16 protein-coding genes are annotated in these 16,541 nt (G+C 62.8%); 11 read left to right on the plus strand and 5 right to left on the minus strand.

What is annotated here, in order from left to right:
- Positions 1 to 26: 26 nt before the first annotated feature.
- Entirely contained in the window at positions 27 to 698 is a 672-nt protein-coding gene (locus CCOS865_RS21230) for an RraA family protein (protein ID WP_119144493.1), read from the plus strand.
- Positions 695 to 1,909, plus strand: coding sequence for a pyridoxal phosphate-dependent aminotransferase (locus CCOS865_RS21235; protein ID WP_119144495.1), 1,215 nt, complete (start codon positions 695 to 697; stop codon positions 1,907 to 1,909). Before CCOS865_RS21230 ends, CCOS865_RS21235 begins: the two co-directional genes overlap by 4 nt.
- Positions 1,910 to 1,948: 39 nt before the next feature.
- Here CCOS865_RS21235 and CCOS865_RS21240 read toward each other — a convergent pair whose 3' ends face one another.
- Both CCOS865_RS21240 and CCOS865_RS21245 read right to left on the minus strand, forming a co-directional pair.
- The gene (locus CCOS865_RS21240) at positions 1,949 to 2,872 is read right to left on the minus strand and encodes a LysR family transcriptional regulator (protein WP_119144497.1); all 924 of its coding nucleotides are present in this window, start codon (positions 2,870 to 2,872) and stop codon (positions 1,949 to 1,951) included.
- Positions 2,873 to 3,044: 172 nt separating this feature from the next.
- Entirely contained in the window at positions 3,045 to 4,334 is a 1,290-nt protein-coding gene (locus CCOS865_RS21245) for a dicarboxylate/amino acid:cation symporter (RefSeq protein ID WP_119144499.1), read from the minus strand.
- Between the two features lie 419 nt (positions 4,335 to 4,753).
- Between CCOS865_RS21245 and CCOS865_RS21250 the strand changes: the two genes are divergently transcribed.
- The 9 genes from CCOS865_RS21250 (at position 4,754) to CCOS865_RS21290 (ending at position 12,568) form a co-directional block, all read left to right on the plus strand.
- Entirely contained in the window at positions 4,754 to 5,284 is a 531-nt protein-coding gene (locus tag CCOS865_RS21250) for a thiamine pyrophosphate-binding protein (RefSeq protein WP_027593331.1), read from the plus strand.
- A complete protein-coding gene (locus CCOS865_RS21255) occupies positions 5,272 to 5,868 on the plus strand; it encodes a thiamine pyrophosphate-dependent enzyme (RefSeq protein ID WP_119144501.1) in 597 nt (198 codons plus the stop codon). The genes CCOS865_RS21250 and CCOS865_RS21255 overlap by 13 nt, the downstream gene beginning before the upstream one ends.
- 69 nt (positions 5,869 to 5,937) lie before the next feature.
- The gene (locus tag CCOS865_RS21260) at positions 5,938 to 7,101 is read left to right on the plus strand and encodes an acyl-CoA dehydrogenase family protein (RefSeq protein ID WP_415842653.1); all 1,164 of its coding nucleotides are present in this window, start codon (positions 5,938 to 5,940) and stop codon (positions 7,099 to 7,101) included.
- 61 nt (positions 7,102 to 7,162) lie between these two features.
- Positions 7,163 to 8,365: a CaiB/BaiF CoA transferase family protein gene (locus CCOS865_RS21265; RefSeq protein WP_167469088.1), complete on the plus strand. Its 1,203-nt coding sequence runs from the start codon at positions 7,163 to 7,165 to the stop codon at positions 8,363 to 8,365.
- 50 nt (positions 8,366 to 8,415) lie between these two features.
- Positions 8,416 to 9,165: an electron transfer flavoprotein subunit beta/FixA family protein gene (locus tag CCOS865_RS21270; RefSeq protein WP_119144507.1), complete on the plus strand. Its 750-nt coding sequence runs from the start codon at positions 8,416 to 8,418 to the stop codon at positions 9,163 to 9,165.
- Positions 9,166 to 10,122 (plus strand): electron transfer flavoprotein subunit alpha/FixB family protein, encoded by a 957-nt coding sequence (locus CCOS865_RS21275; RefSeq protein WP_119144508.1) that lies wholly within the window; start codon positions 9,166 to 9,168, stop codon positions 10,120 to 10,122.
- Between the two features lie 19 nt (positions 10,123 to 10,141).
- Positions 10,142 to 10,984, plus strand: a complete 843-nt coding sequence (locus tag CCOS865_RS21280) for an HTD2 family dehydratase (protein WP_119144510.1) — start codon at positions 10,142 to 10,144, stop codon at positions 10,982 to 10,984.
- The gene (locus tag CCOS865_RS21285) at positions 10,981 to 11,805 is read left to right on the plus strand and encodes an HpcH/HpaI aldolase/citrate lyase family protein (protein WP_119144512.1); all 825 of its coding nucleotides are present in this window, start codon (positions 10,981 to 10,983) and stop codon (positions 11,803 to 11,805) included. Before CCOS865_RS21280 ends, CCOS865_RS21285 begins: the two co-directional genes overlap by 4 nt.
- A 169-nt stretch (positions 11,806 to 11,974) precedes the next feature.
- Complete coding sequence (locus CCOS865_RS21290) at positions 11,975 to 12,568, plus strand: TetR/AcrR family transcriptional regulator (RefSeq protein ID WP_119144514.1); 594 nt, start codon at positions 11,975 to 11,977, stop codon at positions 12,566 to 12,568.
- 73 nt (positions 12,569 to 12,641) lie between these two features.
- Here CCOS865_RS21290 and CCOS865_RS21295 read toward each other — a convergent pair whose 3' ends face one another.
- From CCOS865_RS21295 to CCOS865_RS21305, 3 genes are all read right to left on the minus strand, one after another.
- Positions 12,642 to 13,685 carry a hydroxyacid dehydrogenase gene (locus tag CCOS865_RS21295; RefSeq protein WP_167469089.1) on the minus strand — a complete coding sequence of 348 codons (1,044 nt, stop codon included), beginning with the start codon at positions 13,683 to 13,685 and terminating at the stop codon, positions 12,642 to 12,644.
- Entirely contained in the window at positions 13,685 to 15,061 is a 1,377-nt protein-coding gene (locus CCOS865_RS21300; protein WP_119144516.1) for an MFS family transporter, read from the minus strand. Before CCOS865_RS21300 ends, CCOS865_RS21295 begins: the two co-directional genes overlap by 1 nt.
- A gap of 104 nt (positions 15,062 to 15,165) precedes the next feature.
- Positions 15,166 to 16,296, minus strand: coding sequence for an MFS transporter (locus CCOS865_RS21305; protein ID WP_119144518.1), 1,131 nt, complete (start codon positions 16,294 to 16,296; stop codon positions 15,166 to 15,168).
- Positions 16,297 to 16,541: the final 245 nt, after the last annotated feature.

Consider the following 16,541-nt stretch of genomic DNA (forward strand, 5'->3'; position numbering starts at 1 on the left):
ACCTCACACCCCATAGAGGTCCGTTCATGAACCAAGACGTCATGCTTAAACGATTGGCGGCACTGGACAGCAACACCGTGTCCGATGCACTCGACTTCCTCGGCCTGCCCGGCGCCACCTTTGGCCTGCGCCCCTTGTGGGACTGCCCCAAGGTAGTCGGTCGCGCCAGCACCGTGCAGCTTGCCGCGAAGACTGATGCCGCCCCTACCGTGCACTTGATCACCCCGGTCATCCAAGCCATCGAAACCGATGATCGGGTGCTGGTGATCGCCGGCGGCATCGAAGGCGTTTCCTGCTGGGGCGATATCCTCGCCAACGCGGCCGTTGCCAAGCGGGTGCGCGGCAGCATCATCGACGGCTGCAGCCGTGATATCGATGGCAGCGCAGAGATCGACTATCCCGTCTACGGTCGCGCGGTGACGATGATCAGCGCCCGTAACCGCGTGGTCCAGGTCGACGCTGCCTGCCCTGTGCTGGTCGCAGGTGTGACGGTCAACCAGGATGACTACGTGATTGCCGACAACTGCGGCACGGTGTTCGTGCCCGCAGGGCAGATCGACCCGGTGCTGGCGCTCGGCGAGCGGATTGCCCGCCGGCAGCACGCCATGGTCGAAGCCGTGCGCGCCGGCCGCTCGGTGGCCGACGTGATGCATGACAGTCAATTCGAAGCGATCAACACAGAGCACCACCACCGATGACCACTCTGGCGCAACACCTCAATCGCAACCTGGCCGCTGCTCAGCCCTCCGCAACCTACGTCATTATCGATCGAGTGGCACAACGCCGCGCCCAAGGCGCGAAGATCATCTCGCTGTGTGCCGGCGAGCCGGATTTCGATACGCCTGCGCACATTCGTCAGGCTGCCAAGGATGCCATTGATCAAGGGCATACCCGCTATACCCAGGTCGCCGGCAGTCGCGCGTTGCGTGAGGCTGTGGCGGCCAAGTTCCGACGAGAAAACGGCCTGCGGGTCGACTGGCAGGACACCCTGGTCTGCAGCGGCGGCAAGCAGGTGATCTACAACGCGCTTGCGGCGACGCTCAACGAGGGTGACGAAGTCATCGTGCCGGCGCCGTACTGGGTCAGCTACCCGGAAATGGTGCAACTGAGCGGTGCCCACAGCGTGATCGTGACCTGCGAGGTCAGTAGCGGCTTCAAGTTGACGCCCGCTGCGCTGGCGGCGGCGATTACGCCCCGTACCCGCTGGCTGATCATCAACTCGCCCTCCAATCCCACCGGTGCGGTCTACAGCTATCACGAGCTGCGGGCCCTGGCGGATGTGCTGCTGCAGCACCCGCATGTGCTGGTGTTGGCAGATGATATCTACGAGCATCTGATCTTCGACGATCAACCTTTCTACACGCTGGCCCAGGTCGAACCGCGCCTCGCCGAACGCACCCTCACCATGAATGGTGTTTCCAAGGCCTACGCCATGACCGGCTGGCGGATCGGCTTCGCCACCGGCCCTCGCTGGTTGCTGGCTGCGATGGAAAAGCTTCAAGGCCAACAGACCTCAGGGGCGTGTTCGATTTCACAGCAGGCCGCGATCGCTGCTTTGCAAGGCTCGAAGGACTTCATCGTCCATAGCCGGGAAGTGTTCCAGCGCCGGCGTGATCTGATGGTTGATCTGCTCAATGCCATCCCGGGCCTGCACTGCGAAACACCGGCGGGGGCGTTCTACGCATTCGCCAACTGCCAGGGATTGATCGGCAAGACCTCCGCAACCGGGCGGCTGCTCGCCACGGATGAAGACGTGGCGCTGGCCTTGCTGGAGGAGAACGATGTCGCGGTGGTGCATGGCAGCGCCTTTGGGCTCGGCGGCCATGTCCGGATCGCTTACGCACTGGACGACGCTTCACTGATTCAGGCGTGCGAATCAATCAAGCAGTTCAGTCAGGGCACGCGCTGACCTGGGCGCTCAGGTGCCTTGCCGCCCAGGGCCGGCTCATCACAGCATGTGGCCGGCCCAGATCCCCTGTTCGACCAACTCCGAAGCCAACTCGACAAACGTCTCGCCGACGTAGCGGGTCGCAGGGCTCACCTTTCTGTCGGCGGGCGACACCATCACCAGTTTGCGCATCGGCGTCGGCTCTACCAAGGGCGCAGCGCAAAGCGTGCCGTTTTGCAGATGGCCGTAGATCGACGCCAGTGGCAAGGCGGTAAGGCCGAACCCATTGCGGACCAGGTCGATCATTGCGCCAAACGAATCTGCCTCGACGCTGGCAGCGATCTTGAAGCCAACATCTGCTGCGCAACGGTCCATGATCTTGCGCAAGCCATGCCGAGGACTGGGCAGTACCAACTGCTCCTGCGCCAGGGTGGCGAAATGGACTGGCTGGTCGAGCGTGAGTGCTGAACTGGGTGGGCCGACCAGCACCAGGTTCTCCATCATCACCGGGACGATGCGCAGGGTGTGCAACGGTTCCAGGTCGTAGGAAATCGCCAGCTCTAGCTCTCCGCGCTGAATCCAGTCCAGCAGGTAACCACTGAAAGCGGAGGAGAAACGGATCGACAAGTCCGGATGCTCATCGCGAATCCGTTTGACCAGGCGCACGGTCATGATTTCAGCAATGGTTGGCGTCGTGCCGATCGCAACCGCGCCTCGGAACGAACCATGCCCTGCCGAGACCGAACTGCGGATCGCCTCCAGCTCGTCCATGATTCGAGTGGCATGGTGCAACACCTCGGTGCCGGCCTCCGTGATGATCATGCCGCGGCCATGCCGTTCGAACAGATAAACGCCGAGCTCCTTTTCCAGCTGACGTATCTGCCGGCTCAGCGCCGGCTGAGCAATATGCAGCCGATCAGAGGCTTTGCTGAGACTCCCCAGCTCGGCAACATGAATAAGCGTTTTGAGCTGTACGACGTCCATCGGCTGACCCACGTAGGAGGGAAGGAGATGACTGGCAGTCTAAACAGCCAGCCCCTCACCAGCTATAGAATTTCGGCATATCAGTTAGTCGCCACCCCGGGGTAGACCGGCCGAGTATGCAGGCTAAGTAACCCCCGCCCTGTCGCGGACAGGGCGGGTAGCCAGCGCCATTTCATCCGGTAACAGCGTGATCCCGCTGGCGCTCCCGCGCTATGACTTCCGCTTCTGGCGCGCTCAACAGCTCCCCTTCCCACTTCGCCACCACTGCCGTGGCGATCGAGTTGCCGACCGCGTTGGTCGCCGAGCGGCCCATGTCGAGGAAGGTGTCGATACCCAGGATCAGCAGCAGCCCAGCTTCTGGAATATCGAACTGCACAAGGGTCGCCGCCATCACCACCAACGAGGCGCGCGGCACACCGGCCAGCCTCTTGGACGTCAACATCAAGGTCAGCAGTATGAGGATCTGCGTGCCCAGCGTCATCTCGATGCCGTAGGCCTGGGCGATGAACAATACGGCGAAGGTGCAGTACATCATCGAGCCGTCGAGGTTGAACGAGTAGCCCATGGGCATCACGAAGCTGGATATCTTGCGCGAAACGCCAAAACGGTCGAGCGCGGCCAACAGCTTCGGATAGGCCGACTCGGAACTCGCGGTCGCGAACGCCAGCAGGAACGCCTCCTTGATCAGCCGCAGCAGGCTGAACACCCGCCGCCCGAGGAACATCGCCCCCGCCAGGATCAGCAAGCCCCAGAGCAGCGACAAGCCAATGTAGAAGTCACGCATGAACACCGCAAAGGTCGCCAGAATCGACAACCCGTTGATTGCCACGGTGGACGCCATCGCCGCCATGACCGCCAAGGGCGCAAGCTTCATCACATAGCCGGTAATGGTCAGCATGGCCTGCGCGAGTTCATCGGTGAGGCGAACCAGGCCCTTGGCCTTTTCGCCCAGCGCGGCCAGGGCCACGCCGAAGAACAACGAAAACACCACGATCTGCAGGATTTCATTGGTGGCCAGCGCTTCCGCGAACGACCTGGGCACCAGGTGAGTCACGAAGCCTTTCAGCGTGAACGCCGACGTCTGCAATGACGTGGTTGCGTTGACATCCGGTAGCGGCAACGCCAGGTGCTGACCCGGCTGGAGGATGTTGGCCATCATCAAGCCGACTGCCAGCGACAGCAGCGAAGCCGTAAGGAACCACAGCATGGCCTTGCTGAACACCCGGCCAACGGCACCTGCATCGCCCATATGAGCGATACCGACCACCAGTGTGGAGAACACCAGCGGCCCGATCAGCATCTTGATCAGACGTAAGAACACATCCGAGATGATCGAGATATACCCGGCGATCTCGGTGGCGCTGGCCTTGTCAGCGGCATTGAGGAAGATGGTGTAGCCGATCAGCACACCGGTGAGCATGGCCAGCAGGATCCAGCCTGCCAGCGGGAGACGGTATTTCATGGACCACCTGTTATCGAGTAATGAACGTGTCGCCGCGGGTGCGGCGCATTACGGAATGAGGTAGGCAGTAGCAAGATGCCCCGTAGGGCATGCCGAGGAAGACTGCGAGAAAACGGACAATTGTGCAGGGGTGAGCCAGCGCAGGATGCGTTCGAACATGGTAGTGCCCTCGGATTTTATTGTTGTGTGTCAAGCACGGCGCCCGCAGGGGCTCCGACCTGGCACCCTACCCACGTTTTCCGACCCGAATAAGGCCATTTGCGGCCTAACAGCTATGCCGTCTGGCAATAGCACAATCCTTCGAGGGAACATGATCAAGCTATGCCTGTTTGGCATATCTCAAAGAGAAAAATGGTAATCGTCGGTGCCTTGCTTTCACTCCATGATGAGGCAAAACAAGAGCAGCACTGGAGACAACCATGTCATCGCAAGAAGCTGAACAAAGCTGGCAAGAAGACGTTTTCCGCGTCCTCAAGGCTCACGACGTCAAGCATGTCGTCTTCGTCCCGGACGCCGGCCACTCGGCCGCCATCCGCATGTCCTATCAGGACCCTGATATCAAGGCGGTCGTCCTCACCACCGAAGAAGAAGGCATTGGCTACCTGGCCGGCGCCTGGCTCGGCGGCGAGCGCGGCGCGCTGTTGATGCAGTCGAGTGGTGTGGGTAACTGCATCAACACCCTGGCCCTGCAGAACTGCGCCGGTTTCCCACTGTTGATGGTGGTCACCATGCGTGGCGACTGGGCCGAGTTCAACGCCTGGCAGAACCCGATGGGGCAAGCCACCGAGGCCTCCCTGCAACTGATGAAGGTGATGACCTGGCGCGCAGATGTGCCCGAGGACGTCGCGCCACTGCTGCACGGTGCCGCCACCATGGCCTTCAATGGTGATTCCGCCACTGCCCTGCTGCTCGGTCAGCGCCTGATCGGAGAAAAGAAATGGGTCAAGTAAGTGCTAATCACACCCTGTGCCGCCGCGAAGTGGTGCGCACCCTGCTCGCCGATCGCAAGGACGTGCTGGTGGTGACCGGCCTGGGCTCTGCGTCCTACGACGTGATGGCCGCCGGTGACCACGACGGCAACTACTACCTCTGGGCCGCGATGGGCAGCGCCATCACCGTGGGCCTGGGCCTGGCCAATGCCCAACCGGACAAATCGGTCGTGGTCATTACCGGTGACGGCGAGCTGCTGATGGGCTTTGGTGCGCTGGCCACTGTGTCGCTGCAAAAACCGGCCAACCTGACCATCGTCGTGCTGGACAACGGCCACTTCGGCGAGACCGGCATGCAGGTCAGCCATGCCGGCTTCGGCATCAAACTCGACCAGGTCGCGCAGACCTGCGGCTTCAGCTGGACCCATGAAATTCGCGAGATGGAAGGCGTGCACGACCTGCGCGAACGCTTCGCCAGTCGCGAAGGCGTGAAGCTAGCCACCGTCAAGATCAAGGCTGAGAACCCACCACGGGTGCTGCCGCCGCGTGACGGCCACTACGTCAAGAACCGTTTCCGCGCTGCCCTCGGCTTCCAGCCTCTCTGACCACGTTAGAGACAGGTTTGCAGCCGAACCACGATGACGCTGCAAGCCTGCCTCGCCTGGAGAACAATAGTGAGCGACTACGACAACGAAGCACTCAATGCCATCCGCGAAGGCGTGCGCGCCCTGTGTGGTGACTTCCCTGCCGAGTACTGGCGCAAGATCGATGAAGAAAAGGGCTTCCCGGAGGCCTTCGTCAAAGCCATGACCGACGCGGGCTGGCTTTCGGCGATGATCCCTGAGGAGTATGGCGGATCGGGCCTGGGCCTGGCCGAGGCCTCGGTGATCCTCGAGGAAGTCAACCGCTGCGGCGGCAACTCCGGCACCATCCACGGCCAGATGTACAACATGTTCACGCTGCTGCGTAACGGTAGCGAGGAGCAGAAAAGCTACTACCTGCCAAAGCTGGCCAGCGGCGAGCTGCGCCTGCAGTCGATGGGCGTCACCGAGCCCACCACCGGCACCGACACCACCAAGATCAAGACCACTGCCGTGCGCAAGGGCGACAAGTACGTGATCAACGGTCAGAAGGTGTGGATCTCGCGGGTTCAGCACTCCGACCTGATGATCCTCCTGGCCCGCACCACGCCGCTGGCCGAGGTGAAGAAAAAATCCGAAGGCATGTCGATCTTCCTCGTCGACCTGCGCGAAGCCATCGGCAACGGCCTGACCGTGCAGCCGATCGCCAACATGGTCAACCACGAGACCAATGAACTGTTCTTCGACAACCTGGAGATCCCTGCCAGCAGCTTGATCGGCGAAGAAGGCAAAGGCTTCCGTTACATCCTCGACGGCCTCAATGCCGAGCGCACCCTGATCGCCGCCGAATGCATCGGTGATGGTCGCTGGTTCGTCGAGAAGTCCAGCCAGTATGCCCGTGACCGCGTGGTGTTTGGCCGCCCGATCGGGCAAAACCAGGGGGTGCAGTTCCCGATCGCCGAGGCGCACATCGAGATTGAAGCCGCCGACCTGATGCGCTGGCGTGCCTGTGAAGAATACGACAGCGGCAAGCATGCCGGTGCCGCCGCCAACATGGCCAAGTACCTGGCCGCCAAAGCCAGCTGGGAAGCCGCCAACGCCTGCCTGCAAACCCACGGAGGCTTCGGCTTTGCCAACGAATACGACGTCGAACGCAAGTTCCGCGAGACCCGCCTGTACCAGGTGGCGCCGATCTCGACCAACCTGATCCTGTCGTATGTCGCCGAGCACCTGCTGGAGTTGCCACGCTCGTTCTGACCGAAGTCGCCCCTTGTCGCCCAGGCGGCAGGGGCCTGCCATGACAAGAGAGATATTAACCATGAGCCAGCCCCCGGGCATCCGCCCTCTCGACGGCATCACCGTCATCAGCCTCGAACATGCCATCGCCGCGCCCTTCTGCACCCGTCAACTGGCCGACCTCGGCGCCCGGGTGATCAAGGTCGAACGACCGGGTGTCGGCGACTTTGCGCGGGGTTACGACCAGCGAGTCAATGGCCTGGCTTCACACTTCGTCTGGACCAACCGCTCCAAGGAAAGCCTCTCGCTGGACCTCAAGCAGGAGGTCGCCGGCAACATCCTCGACCAGCTGCTGGAGCAGGCCGATGTGCTGGTGCAGAACCTCGCACCGGGCGCCGCCGAGCGCTTGGGTCTGTCGTTCGAAGCACTGCACGCACGCTTCCCGAAACTGATCGTCTGCGACATCTCGGGTTATGGCGCCGGTGGCCCCTACGAGCAGAAGAAAGCCTATGACCTGCTGATCCAGAGCGAAGGCGGGTTTCTTTCGGTAACCGGCGGCCCGGGCGACGATCAGATGGCCAAGGCGGGCAACTCGATTGCCGACATCGCCGCCGGCATGTACGCCTATACCGGCGTGCTCTCGGCCCTGCTGCTGCGTGGCAAGACCGGGGAAGGCAGCCATGTCGACGTGTCGATGCTGGAAAGCCTGGTCGAATGGATGAACTATCCGCTGTACTACGCCTATGAAGGTGCAACGCCGCCGCCACGTGCGGGCGCCGCGCACGCCACCATCTACCCTTACGGCCCCTTCCCCACTGGTGATGGCAACACCATCATGCTCGGGCTGCAGAACGAGCGTGAATGGCGGCTGTTCTGCGAGCAGGTTCTGCTGCAACCGGAGCTGGCAGACGATGAGCGGTTCGCGGCCAACTTCAAGCGCGTGGAGAACCGCGGCGTCTTGCGCGCACTGATCGTCGACGCATTCGCCGCGCTCGACTTCGACACCGTGATCGCCCGCCTCGACGGCGCGAGCATCGCCAACGCTCGGGTCAACGACATGCAGGGCGTCTGGCAGCATCCGCAACTCAAGGCGCGCGAGCGCTGGCGGCAGGTAGCAACGCCAAACGGCACGATTCCCAGCCTGCTCCCCCCCGCCAGCAGCAACGCCTTCAGCCCGCGTATGGATGCGGTGCCTGGCCTGGGTGAGCACAGTGCGAGCATTCTCGCCCAGCTCGGCCTGACTGCCGAACGTATTGAGGAACTGCGCATTTGTGGGGTCATCTGACCCCTCTTTTTTTGCAGTCTTAGAACAATAATCAGAGAGTCATACTGCCCATGAAAGTGCTGGTCGCAATCAAACGAGTGGTCGACTACAACGTCAAGGTTCGCGTCAAGGCGGACAACTCCGGCGTCGACCTTGCCAACGTCAAGATGTCCCTCAACCCCTTCTGCGAAATCGCCGTCGAAGAGGCCATCCGCCTGAAAGAGAAGGGCATTGCCACCGAGATCATCGCCGTGGCCGTTGGCCCGACTGCCGCCCAGGAGCAACTGCGCACTGCGCTGGCCCTCGGCGCCGACCGCGCGATCCTGGTCGAGACCAGCGACGAGCTGAACTCGCTGGCCGTGGCCAAGGCGCTCAAGGCCATTGTCGACAAGGAGCAGCCGCAGCTGGTGATCCTTGGCAAGCAAGCCATCGACAGTGACAACAATCAGACCGGGCAGATGCTCGCCGCGCTGACCGGCTTTGCCCAGGGCACCTTCGCCTCCAAGGTCGAAGTGGCTGGCGACACGCTGAACGTCACCCGCGAAATCGATGGCGGCCTGCAGACCGTCGCGCTCAACCTGCCGGCGATCGTCACCACCGACCTGCGCCTGAACGAGCCGCGCTACGCGTCGCTGCCGAACATCATGAAGGCCAAGAAGAAGCCGCTGGAGACCGTTACTCCAGACGCGCTGGGCGTTTCCACCGCCTCCACCACCAAGACCCTGAAAGTCGAAGCGCCGGCTGCTCGCAGTGCGGGCATCAAGGTCACCTCGGTGGCCGAACTGGTCGAGAAACTGAAGACTGAAGCGAAGGTGATTTGAATGACTGTCCTGGTTATCGCTGACTTTTTACAAGGGCAGGAAAACGCAGCCATTGCCCCGGCTACCCTGAACACCGTTGCCGCTGCCGCCGAGATCGGTGGTGACGTCCATGTGCTGGTCGCCGGCCAAGCTGTCGGTGGCGTTGCTGAAGCTGCTGCCAAGATCGCTGGCGTGGCCAAGGTGCTGGTTGCAGACAACGCGGCCTACGCCCACCTGCTGCCCGAGAACGTCGCGCCGCTGATCGTTGCTCTCGTTTTAGAAAGCGGGGCCAAGGGTTACAGCCACGTGCTGGCCCCAGCCACCACCAATGGCAAGAACATCCTGCCGCGCGTTGCCGCGCTGCTGGACGTCGACCAGATCTCCGAGATCATCTCGGTCGAGTCGGCCAACACCTTCAAACGCCCGATCTACGCCGGTAACGCCATCGCTACCGTGCAGTCCAGCGCTGCCATCAAGGTGATCACCGTGCGTACCACCGGTTTCGATCCGGTGGCGGCTGAAGGTGGCTCCGCTTCGGTTGAAGCCATCGCTGCTGCCCCCGACGCCGGCAAATCGAAGTTCGTCGGCGAAGAACTGGCCAAGTCCGATCGCCCTGAGCTGACCGCTGCCAAGGTCGTCGTTTCCGGCGGCCGTGGCATGGGCAACGGTGACAACTTCAACCACCTGTACGCCCTGGCCGACAAGCTCGGCGCCGCCGTCGGTGCCTCGCGCGCCGCGGTCGACGCAGGCTTCGTGCCGAACGACATGCAGGTTGGCCAGACCGGCAAGATCGTCGCGCCGCAGCTGTACATCGCGGTCGGCATCTCCGGTGCGATCCAGCACCTGGCTGGCATGAAGGATTCCAAAGTGATCGTCGCGATCAACAAGGACGAAGAGGCGCCGATCTTCCAGGTGGCCGATTATGGCCTGGTAGCCGACTTGTTCGACGCCGTCCCGGAACTTGCCAGCCAGCTTTGAACAGACGAGGACACGCACAATGACAACACAAGACCTCAGCGACTGGATTGGACGCACCGAAACCAGCCACGACCGCATCAGCCACAACCTGGTCAAACGCATCGCCGCGACCCTGAGCGAGCCCGCACCGGGTCCAGGGGACGCCCTGCCCTTGCTCTGGCACTGGGCGTTCTTCCAGGACACCGTCCACGCCGAGGGACTCGGGAGTGACGGCCACCCTGCCCGCGGCGGCTTCCTGCCCCCCGCGGACAACCGCAACCGCATGTGGGCGGGCAGCCGCCTGGAGTTCCTTTCGCCGTTGCGCGTGGACGCCGAAGTGTCACGCCGCTCGACCATCCTCAACGTACAAGAGAAACACGGCCGGACCGGCTCGTTGCTGTTCGTCACCGTCAAGCACGAGTTCGTTCAGGCAGGCCGTAACGTGCTGATCGAGGAGCAGGATATCGTCTACCGCGAACCCACCCCGCCCAAACTCGGCGGCACCGAAGCAGCTCCTGAAGGTGCCTGGCAGGAGACCGTCGAGCCCAATGCGACGCTGCTGTTCCGCTATTCGGCGGTCACCTTCAATGGCCACCGCATCCACTACGACTGGCCTTATGCCACCGAGACCGAAGGCTATCCGGGCTTGGTGGTGCACGGCCCGCTGATCGCAACCCTGAGCCTGCGGGCGTTCCAGCAGGCCAACCCGGCTGCGCGTGTACTTCGCTTCAACTTCCGCGGCTTGCGCCCGCTGATTTCACCCGACGTCTTCGAGGTCGGGGGCCGGCTGCTGGAAAGCGGCAAGGCCCAGGTCTGGGCGACCGCTGCGGCGGGCATGGCGCAATCCGGCGAAGTAGAGTTCAGTACAGGAGCCGCACAATGAGCCAGGCCGTCGTACGCAGTGCCCTGTTCGTTCCGGCCAGCCGGCCGGAGCGCATCCCCAAGGCGTTGGCCAGTGGTGCCGACCGGGTGATTGTCGACCTCGAGGACGCCGTCGAGGAAGCCGCCAAGGAGCAGGCCCGGGACAACCTCGAAGCGTTTTTGCTGGAGCATCCTCAGGCCCAGGTGCTGGTCCGGGTCAACGCCCCGGATCACTGGTCACATGAAGCCGACTTGGCCCTGTGCCAACGTCATGAGGGCGTGCGCGGGATTCTGTTGCCCAAGGCCGAGACCGCCGAGCAGGTCCGTCTGGCGCACGCGACCGGCAAGCCCGTCTGGCCGATCATCGAGAGCGCACGTGGGCTGGTCGCATTGCCGCTACTGGCGGCCAGCGTCGGCGTCGAACGGCTGTCCTTCGGCAGCCTTGATCTGGGCCTGGACCTGAACCTGCGCACCGGCAGCGAGGCCGCCGAGCAGGTCCTGGCGCACGCCCGTTACGCTGTCTTGCTGCATACCCGCGTGGCGAACCTTGCTGCACCGTTGGACGGCGTGTACCCGTCCATCCAGGACACCGACGGCCTGCGCTGGCACACCGAGTTCGTGCGTGACATGGGCTTTGGCGGCGCGTTGTGTATCCACCCCAGCCAGGTCAAGGTCATTCACCAGGCGTTGCAGCCTTCGGCCGCTGAGCTGGACTGGGCGCGCCGAGTGGTGGCAGGCGCCGAAAGCGGCGCTGGGGTGTTTACTCTCGACGGGCAGATGGTCGATGCGCCAGTGATACTGCGTGCACGTGCGACGCTCGAGCGCTTAACGCAAGACAACTGAGCAAAGCGGTTTACCCCAGGCAGGCTACTTGCGCGGTTCTGACGGACCCTGGGCAGCCTGCCTGGTTTTTTTTGCCTGGAGGTACAACACATGAACAAGCGCCCTTCACGTAACCGCTGCCGGCGCGCTGTCTGCCGGCTCCTGCGTGCCCTTTCCAGATTGCCAGCCTATGCCTGAAGCCGCGCACACGCACGACTGCCCGGGTTTCCTGCTGGAAGCGGCCCGTGAACTGATGGCCGAGCACGGCTATGGCGCCATGAGCATGCGCCAGCTGGCCGCCCGCGTTGGCCTGCAACCGGGTAGCCTCTACCACCATACCGCGAGTAAACAGGACTTGCTCCTGGATGTCCTGCTGAGCATCCTCGCGCAGCGGCTGGAGGCTTGGCAACGTGGCCCGTATACCCGCGATTTGCAGGGGTACCTGGGCTTCCTGCTGGCCCGTCAGCGCTCGCACCCCTGCGAAGAGTTGCTGCTGCGTCACGAGTCGCGACATGTGAAAGCGAGCCAGCGCGTCTGGCTTGCGCAGGCGCTCGACCGGCTGCAGGCGCCGTTGCGCCAGGCGATAGAACACGGGCAGCGCTGCGGGCAGTTCATCGTGCAGGACATCCCCAGCGCAATCGCGGCAATCTTTGCTTTGATTGAAACTGCCGAGGGGATGCGCAATCGGCCGATCCCAGTCGATGAGGCCTGGATAGAGGCCTGGATTGCGCGGATGAGCATCGCACTGCTGTCGTGTCCTGCTGCTGACAAGCACGCGCTGTAAAAAAACCTCGAGCCGACGCCCGATTGCCTGATGGCAGTAGAGCGTCGGCTCGAGGCCGTTCAGCGACCTGCTATCAGAGGGCGCTGTGATCCCCAGTCTGCAGCCGTTCAAGGAAGCGTGGGAACACCTGCGGATTGACCATCCGTGGTCCCGGCCGACCGGCCATGACCTCGATGATCTGCTGCGCAGCCCACTGCCCCATGCGCTGCCTGGCTTCACGGGTGACGCCCGCGGTGTGGTAGAGCGCAACCACCGTGTCCAACGCCAGCAACGGATGGTCGAGCGGTGGCGGTTCCTGGTCCCAGACATCGATACCCGCCCCGCCCAGATGCCCGCTGGCCAACGCCTGGTGCAAGGCCACCTCATCGTGCAAGCCACCGCGTGCGGTGTTGATGAAGATCGCGCCTTGGCGCATCTGCGCAAAGGTGGCGGTGTTCATCAGGTTCACCGTTTCGGCCAAGCGCGGGCAGTGCAGGGAAACCACATCACTCTCGGCCAGCAGTGTCGCCAGATCGACCGCCACAGCGCCGTTGTCGCGTACCTGCTCGACCGTAAGCCCCGGGTCGTATGCCACGACCCGCATGCCCAGTGCCCGGGCGATGCCCGCCACCCGGGTACCGATCTCGCCAATACCCACCAGCCCCAGGGTCTTTTCGTAGAGCTCCGAGCCCATCAGGTGTTCGCGCGAATAACCGCGCGACTGGCGCAGACGGCGGTCGGACTCACTGATCCGCCGTGAACAGTCGATCATCAGGCCGATCGCCGCTTCCGCCACAGATTGAGCATTGGCGCCTGACTGGTTGAGCACCAGCAGCCCTGCCCGGGTGCAGGCTTCAAGGTCGACCGTGTCATAGCCGGCGCCGTTGGTGGAGACGCACAACAGTTGCGGCAGTTGTGCCAGCAGCTCGGCGTCGGCCCGCCAGCCGGCGGGCAGCTCGTCCCGGGCTGACGGGATCTGGTAGACATGGCTGGCCCGCAGTGCCTGGAGGATGTCTTGCCTGGGCGCGCTGCGGGCGACCGTGTTCAGCTCGAACCCGGGCGTGTCGGCAAAGACCTGGGCCATGATCGGGTGGTACCACACGTCGAAGCGAAAGACCCGTTTGGTTTCTGCTGACATCATTGATCCCCCACCTTCAGGCCTTCGGGCTGCGCTCTGCGGTTGAGCAACTTGCGGATGCCGGTGTTTTCCTCGACCTTGCCGTCACCGTCCAGGTAGCCATGCTTGCCCAGGTCAGGCATCAGCACGGCAGAAATCAAGGTGATCGCGCCGATCGCCGAGACATACACGTAGAAGTAGGACTCGATGCCCGACGCGCGGAACGTCAAGGCGACATACTCGGCAGACCCGCCAAACATGGCCGCGCCTACCGCATAAGGCAGCCCTACCCCCAGTGCGCGCACCGTACCTGGATACAGGTCGGCCTTGAGCACGCCCGTCACCGGTGTGTAGAACGCAGCGATCAGCAACCCGGCGACCACCAGCGAGAACGCCACGTAAGGGTCCTGTGTCGATTTGATGGCCGTGAGCAAAGGAATGACCAGGAACGTCGCCAGCGTGCCGAAAATGATCATGTTGGTGCGCACGCCGATGCGGTCGGCAAGCAACCCGAACAGCGGCTGAGCGATCATGAAGATCACCAGCGCAGCGGCCATCAGCAGGCTCACGGTTGGCGCGGGGATGCCGACACTGACCACCAGGAACTTCTGCATGTAGGCGGTGAAGGTGTAGAAATACAGCGAGCAGCCGATGGTCAGGGTGAAGGTCAGCAACACTGCGCGCTTGTGCTGCATCAGGGCCTTGATCGACCCGGATTCCTTGCGCTTCATGTCTTGCTCGGTGGCGGTTTCACGCATGGTGCGGCGCAGGTACACCACCACCACCGATGCCAGCGCACCGATGAAGAACGGGATTCTCCAGCCCCAGGCCTTCAAGTCCTGTTCGGAGAGCACCTGCTGCAGCACGGCAACGGTGAGTAGCGCCAGCAATTGCCCGGCGATGATCGTCAGGTACTGGAACGAGCCGTAGAAAGCGCGCCGCCCAGCGCGTGAGACTTCACTGATGTAGGTGGCACCGGTGCCGTACTCGGCGCCTACCGACAAGCCCTGCATCAAGCGTGCGATCACCAGCAGGATCGGTGCCGCGACGCCGACCATTTCATAGGTCGGCATGACGGCGATCATCAGCGAGCCGCCGCACATCATGAACACCGAGATGATCATGGAGATCTTGCGCCCGCGCGTGTCGGCAATGTAGCCAAAGATCCAGCCGCCCAACGGGCGCATGAAGAAGCCGACGGCAAAGATACCGGCGGTGGCCAGCAGCTGGCTGGTCTGATCGCCCTTGGGGAAGAACAGCGATGCGAAGTAGATGGAGGTGTAGGCGTAGATGAAGAAGTCGAACCATTCCACCAGGTTGCCTGAACAGACACCGACGATGGCGGTAGTGCGCTCTTTGCGAGTCAACGGCTGAGCCGTAGGGCTTTGTGCATGCATGTCAGTACCTTTTGTTGTTATTTTTCAACAGTCGCGGTACTAGCGTTGCATAACATCAAAGGCTGCGGCAGACGGCCTTACGGCCTAACAGATATGCTCAGGCGCTATGGCTCATGCGCGGGAGAACGTTGCAAGGACCTCAACACCAGCCCCACTAGAACTACGTTGATCACCGCCAGGCTGCACAGCGTGACGAGCACGCCCATTGCGCCAAAGTGCTGCATCAGGTAACCACCGACCAGGGGTGTCAGCGCCTGGCCGATCAGCGATGGGCGCGACATCCTGCCCATCAGCGCTACGTACTGCGAGGCCGGCATCAACACCAGCGGCAGCAATCCACGGACGATCGCCCGCAAGCCGTTACCAAGGCCGTACAGCAGCAAGCCGACTGCCGTGGCGCCCGGCGCGAAGGCCACCAGCAGCATTCCGATGGCCACCAGCACCGCCGAAACCAGCGCCGTCCAGATCGGATGACGCTTGCCTGCGATCATTTGCAGAACCCGTGAGGCCACCTGGCTCGGGCCGAGCAGTGACGCCAGGGCAATCGCCGCCGCCAGCGAGTAGCCCAGCCCCTGGAGCACGGCCACCAATTGCACCGAGATCGCCGTCATGGTGATCGCGCCCAGCGCGAAGATCCAGATCAACAGCGCGTACAGCCGCCTGTCCACTGGCGGGCTGCTTTGCTCGGTGCTGCCTTTGACCTGGCGTAGCCTGCCACCGCCTGGCAACACCTTCAGATAGAGCGGGGTCGCCAGCATCAGCAGCAGCGCATAACCCACGCAGGTCGCGCGCCAGCCCACGTGCTCGATGGCCCATGCAACCAGCGGCCAGGCCAGGGTCGTGGCGAAGCCTGAGATCAAGGTAATGCCGGTGATGGCCCTGCCCGCCCGCTCCGCGTAAAGCGCGCCAAGTGTGGAGAACAGGGCTTCATAGAGCCCCGCCGCCATGCCGATACCGATCACTGCCCAGGCCAGCAGGAACACTGGCAGGGTTTCGCTGGCAGCGACGATCAACAGCCCAAGCGCGACGATCAGGCCACTGCAGGCCAATTGCACGCGGCCGCCATGACGTGCCACCAGACGGCTCGAGATGGGCGCCAGCAACGCCGAGATCATCAGGCTCAACGACAACGCACCGTACACCCACTGGCTGCCCCAGCCGGTGTCGCGCATGATCGGCTCACCCATGACCGCGAGGAGAAAGAACGAACCGCCCCAGACAAAGATCTGCAGCATGCCCAGGCAAAAAATACCCGAGGCTCCGGGAAGACGAGCTTCAGCGTGCACGGTAAACCTTCAAGAATTCGATCGATTCGCAAGCACTGCTCGCGAGTGGAAACCTGCAAGCGCCACGTTGTCACCTGGCAGGGTATGCAGGGGAAAGGCGCAGAGAACGCGCGCGCCAATATTAAAGAGGCTTACCCGCAGCTGCTAAACAATGTGGGCATAACAGATAGACCTGCCAGCGCAGGTCTTTTCGA

Origin of the sequence: Pseudomonas reidholzensis, from assembly GCF_900536025.1 — a bacterium.
Classification (GTDB): domain Bacteria; phylum Pseudomonadota; class Gammaproteobacteria; order Pseudomonadales; family Pseudomonadaceae; genus Aquipseudomonas; species Aquipseudomonas reidholzensis.

Excerpts from the sequence above, each read along its gene's own strand:
- CCOS865_RS21250 (WP_027593331.1), top strand. The coding sequence starts at position 4,754 with ATGTCATCGCAAGAAGCTGAACAAAGCTGGCAAGAAGACGTTTTCCGC.
- CCOS865_RS21255 (WP_119144501.1), top strand. The coding sequence starts at position 5,272 with ATGGGTCAAGTAAGTGCTAATCACACCCTGTGCCGCCGCGAAGTGGTG.
- CCOS865_RS21295 (WP_167469089.1), bottom strand. The coding sequence starts at position 13,685 with ATGTCAGCAGAAACCAAACGGGTCTTTCGCTTCGACGTGTGGTACCAC.
- CCOS865_RS21280 (WP_119144510.1), top strand. The coding sequence starts at position 10,142 with ATGACAACACAAGACCTCAGCGACTGGATTGGACGCACCGAAACCAGC.
- CCOS865_RS21305 (WP_119144518.1), bottom strand. The coding sequence starts at position 16,296 with ATGCTGCAGATCTTTGTCTGGGGCGGTTCGTTCTTTCTCCTCGCGGTC.
- CCOS865_RS21245 (WP_119144499.1), bottom strand. The coding sequence starts at position 4,334 with ATGAAATACCGTCTCCCGCTGGCAGGCTGGATCCTGCTGGCCATGCTC.
- CCOS865_RS21275 (WP_119144508.1), top strand. The coding sequence starts at position 9,166 with ATGACTGTCCTGGTTATCGCTGACTTTTTACAAGGGCAGGAAAACGCA.
- CCOS865_RS21300 (WP_119144516.1), bottom strand. The coding sequence starts at position 15,061 with ATGCATGCACAAAGCCCTACGGCTCAGCCGTTGACTCGCAAAGAGCGC.
- CCOS865_RS21235 (WP_119144495.1), top strand. The coding sequence starts at position 695 with ATGACCACTCTGGCGCAACACCTCAATCGCAACCTGGCCGCTGCTCAG.
- CCOS865_RS21270 (WP_119144507.1), top strand. The coding sequence starts at position 8,416 with ATGAAAGTGCTGGTCGCAATCAAACGAGTGGTCGACTACAACGTCAAG.
- CCOS865_RS21240 (WP_119144497.1), bottom strand. The coding sequence starts at position 2,872 with ATGGACGTCGTACAGCTCAAAACGCTTATTCATGTTGCCGAGCTGGGG.
- CCOS865_RS21285 (WP_119144512.1), top strand. The coding sequence starts at position 10,981 with ATGAGCCAGGCCGTCGTACGCAGTGCCCTGTTCGTTCCGGCCAGCCGG.
- CCOS865_RS21230 (WP_119144493.1), top strand. The coding sequence starts at position 27 with ATGAACCAAGACGTCATGCTTAAACGATTGGCGGCACTGGACAGCAAC.
- CCOS865_RS21290 (WP_119144514.1), top strand. The coding sequence starts at position 11,975 with ATGCCTGAAGCCGCGCACACGCACGACTGCCCGGGTTTCCTGCTGGAA.
- CCOS865_RS21265 (WP_167469088.1), top strand. The coding sequence starts at position 7,163 with ATGAGCCAGCCCCCGGGCATCCGCCCTCTCGACGGCATCACCGTCATC.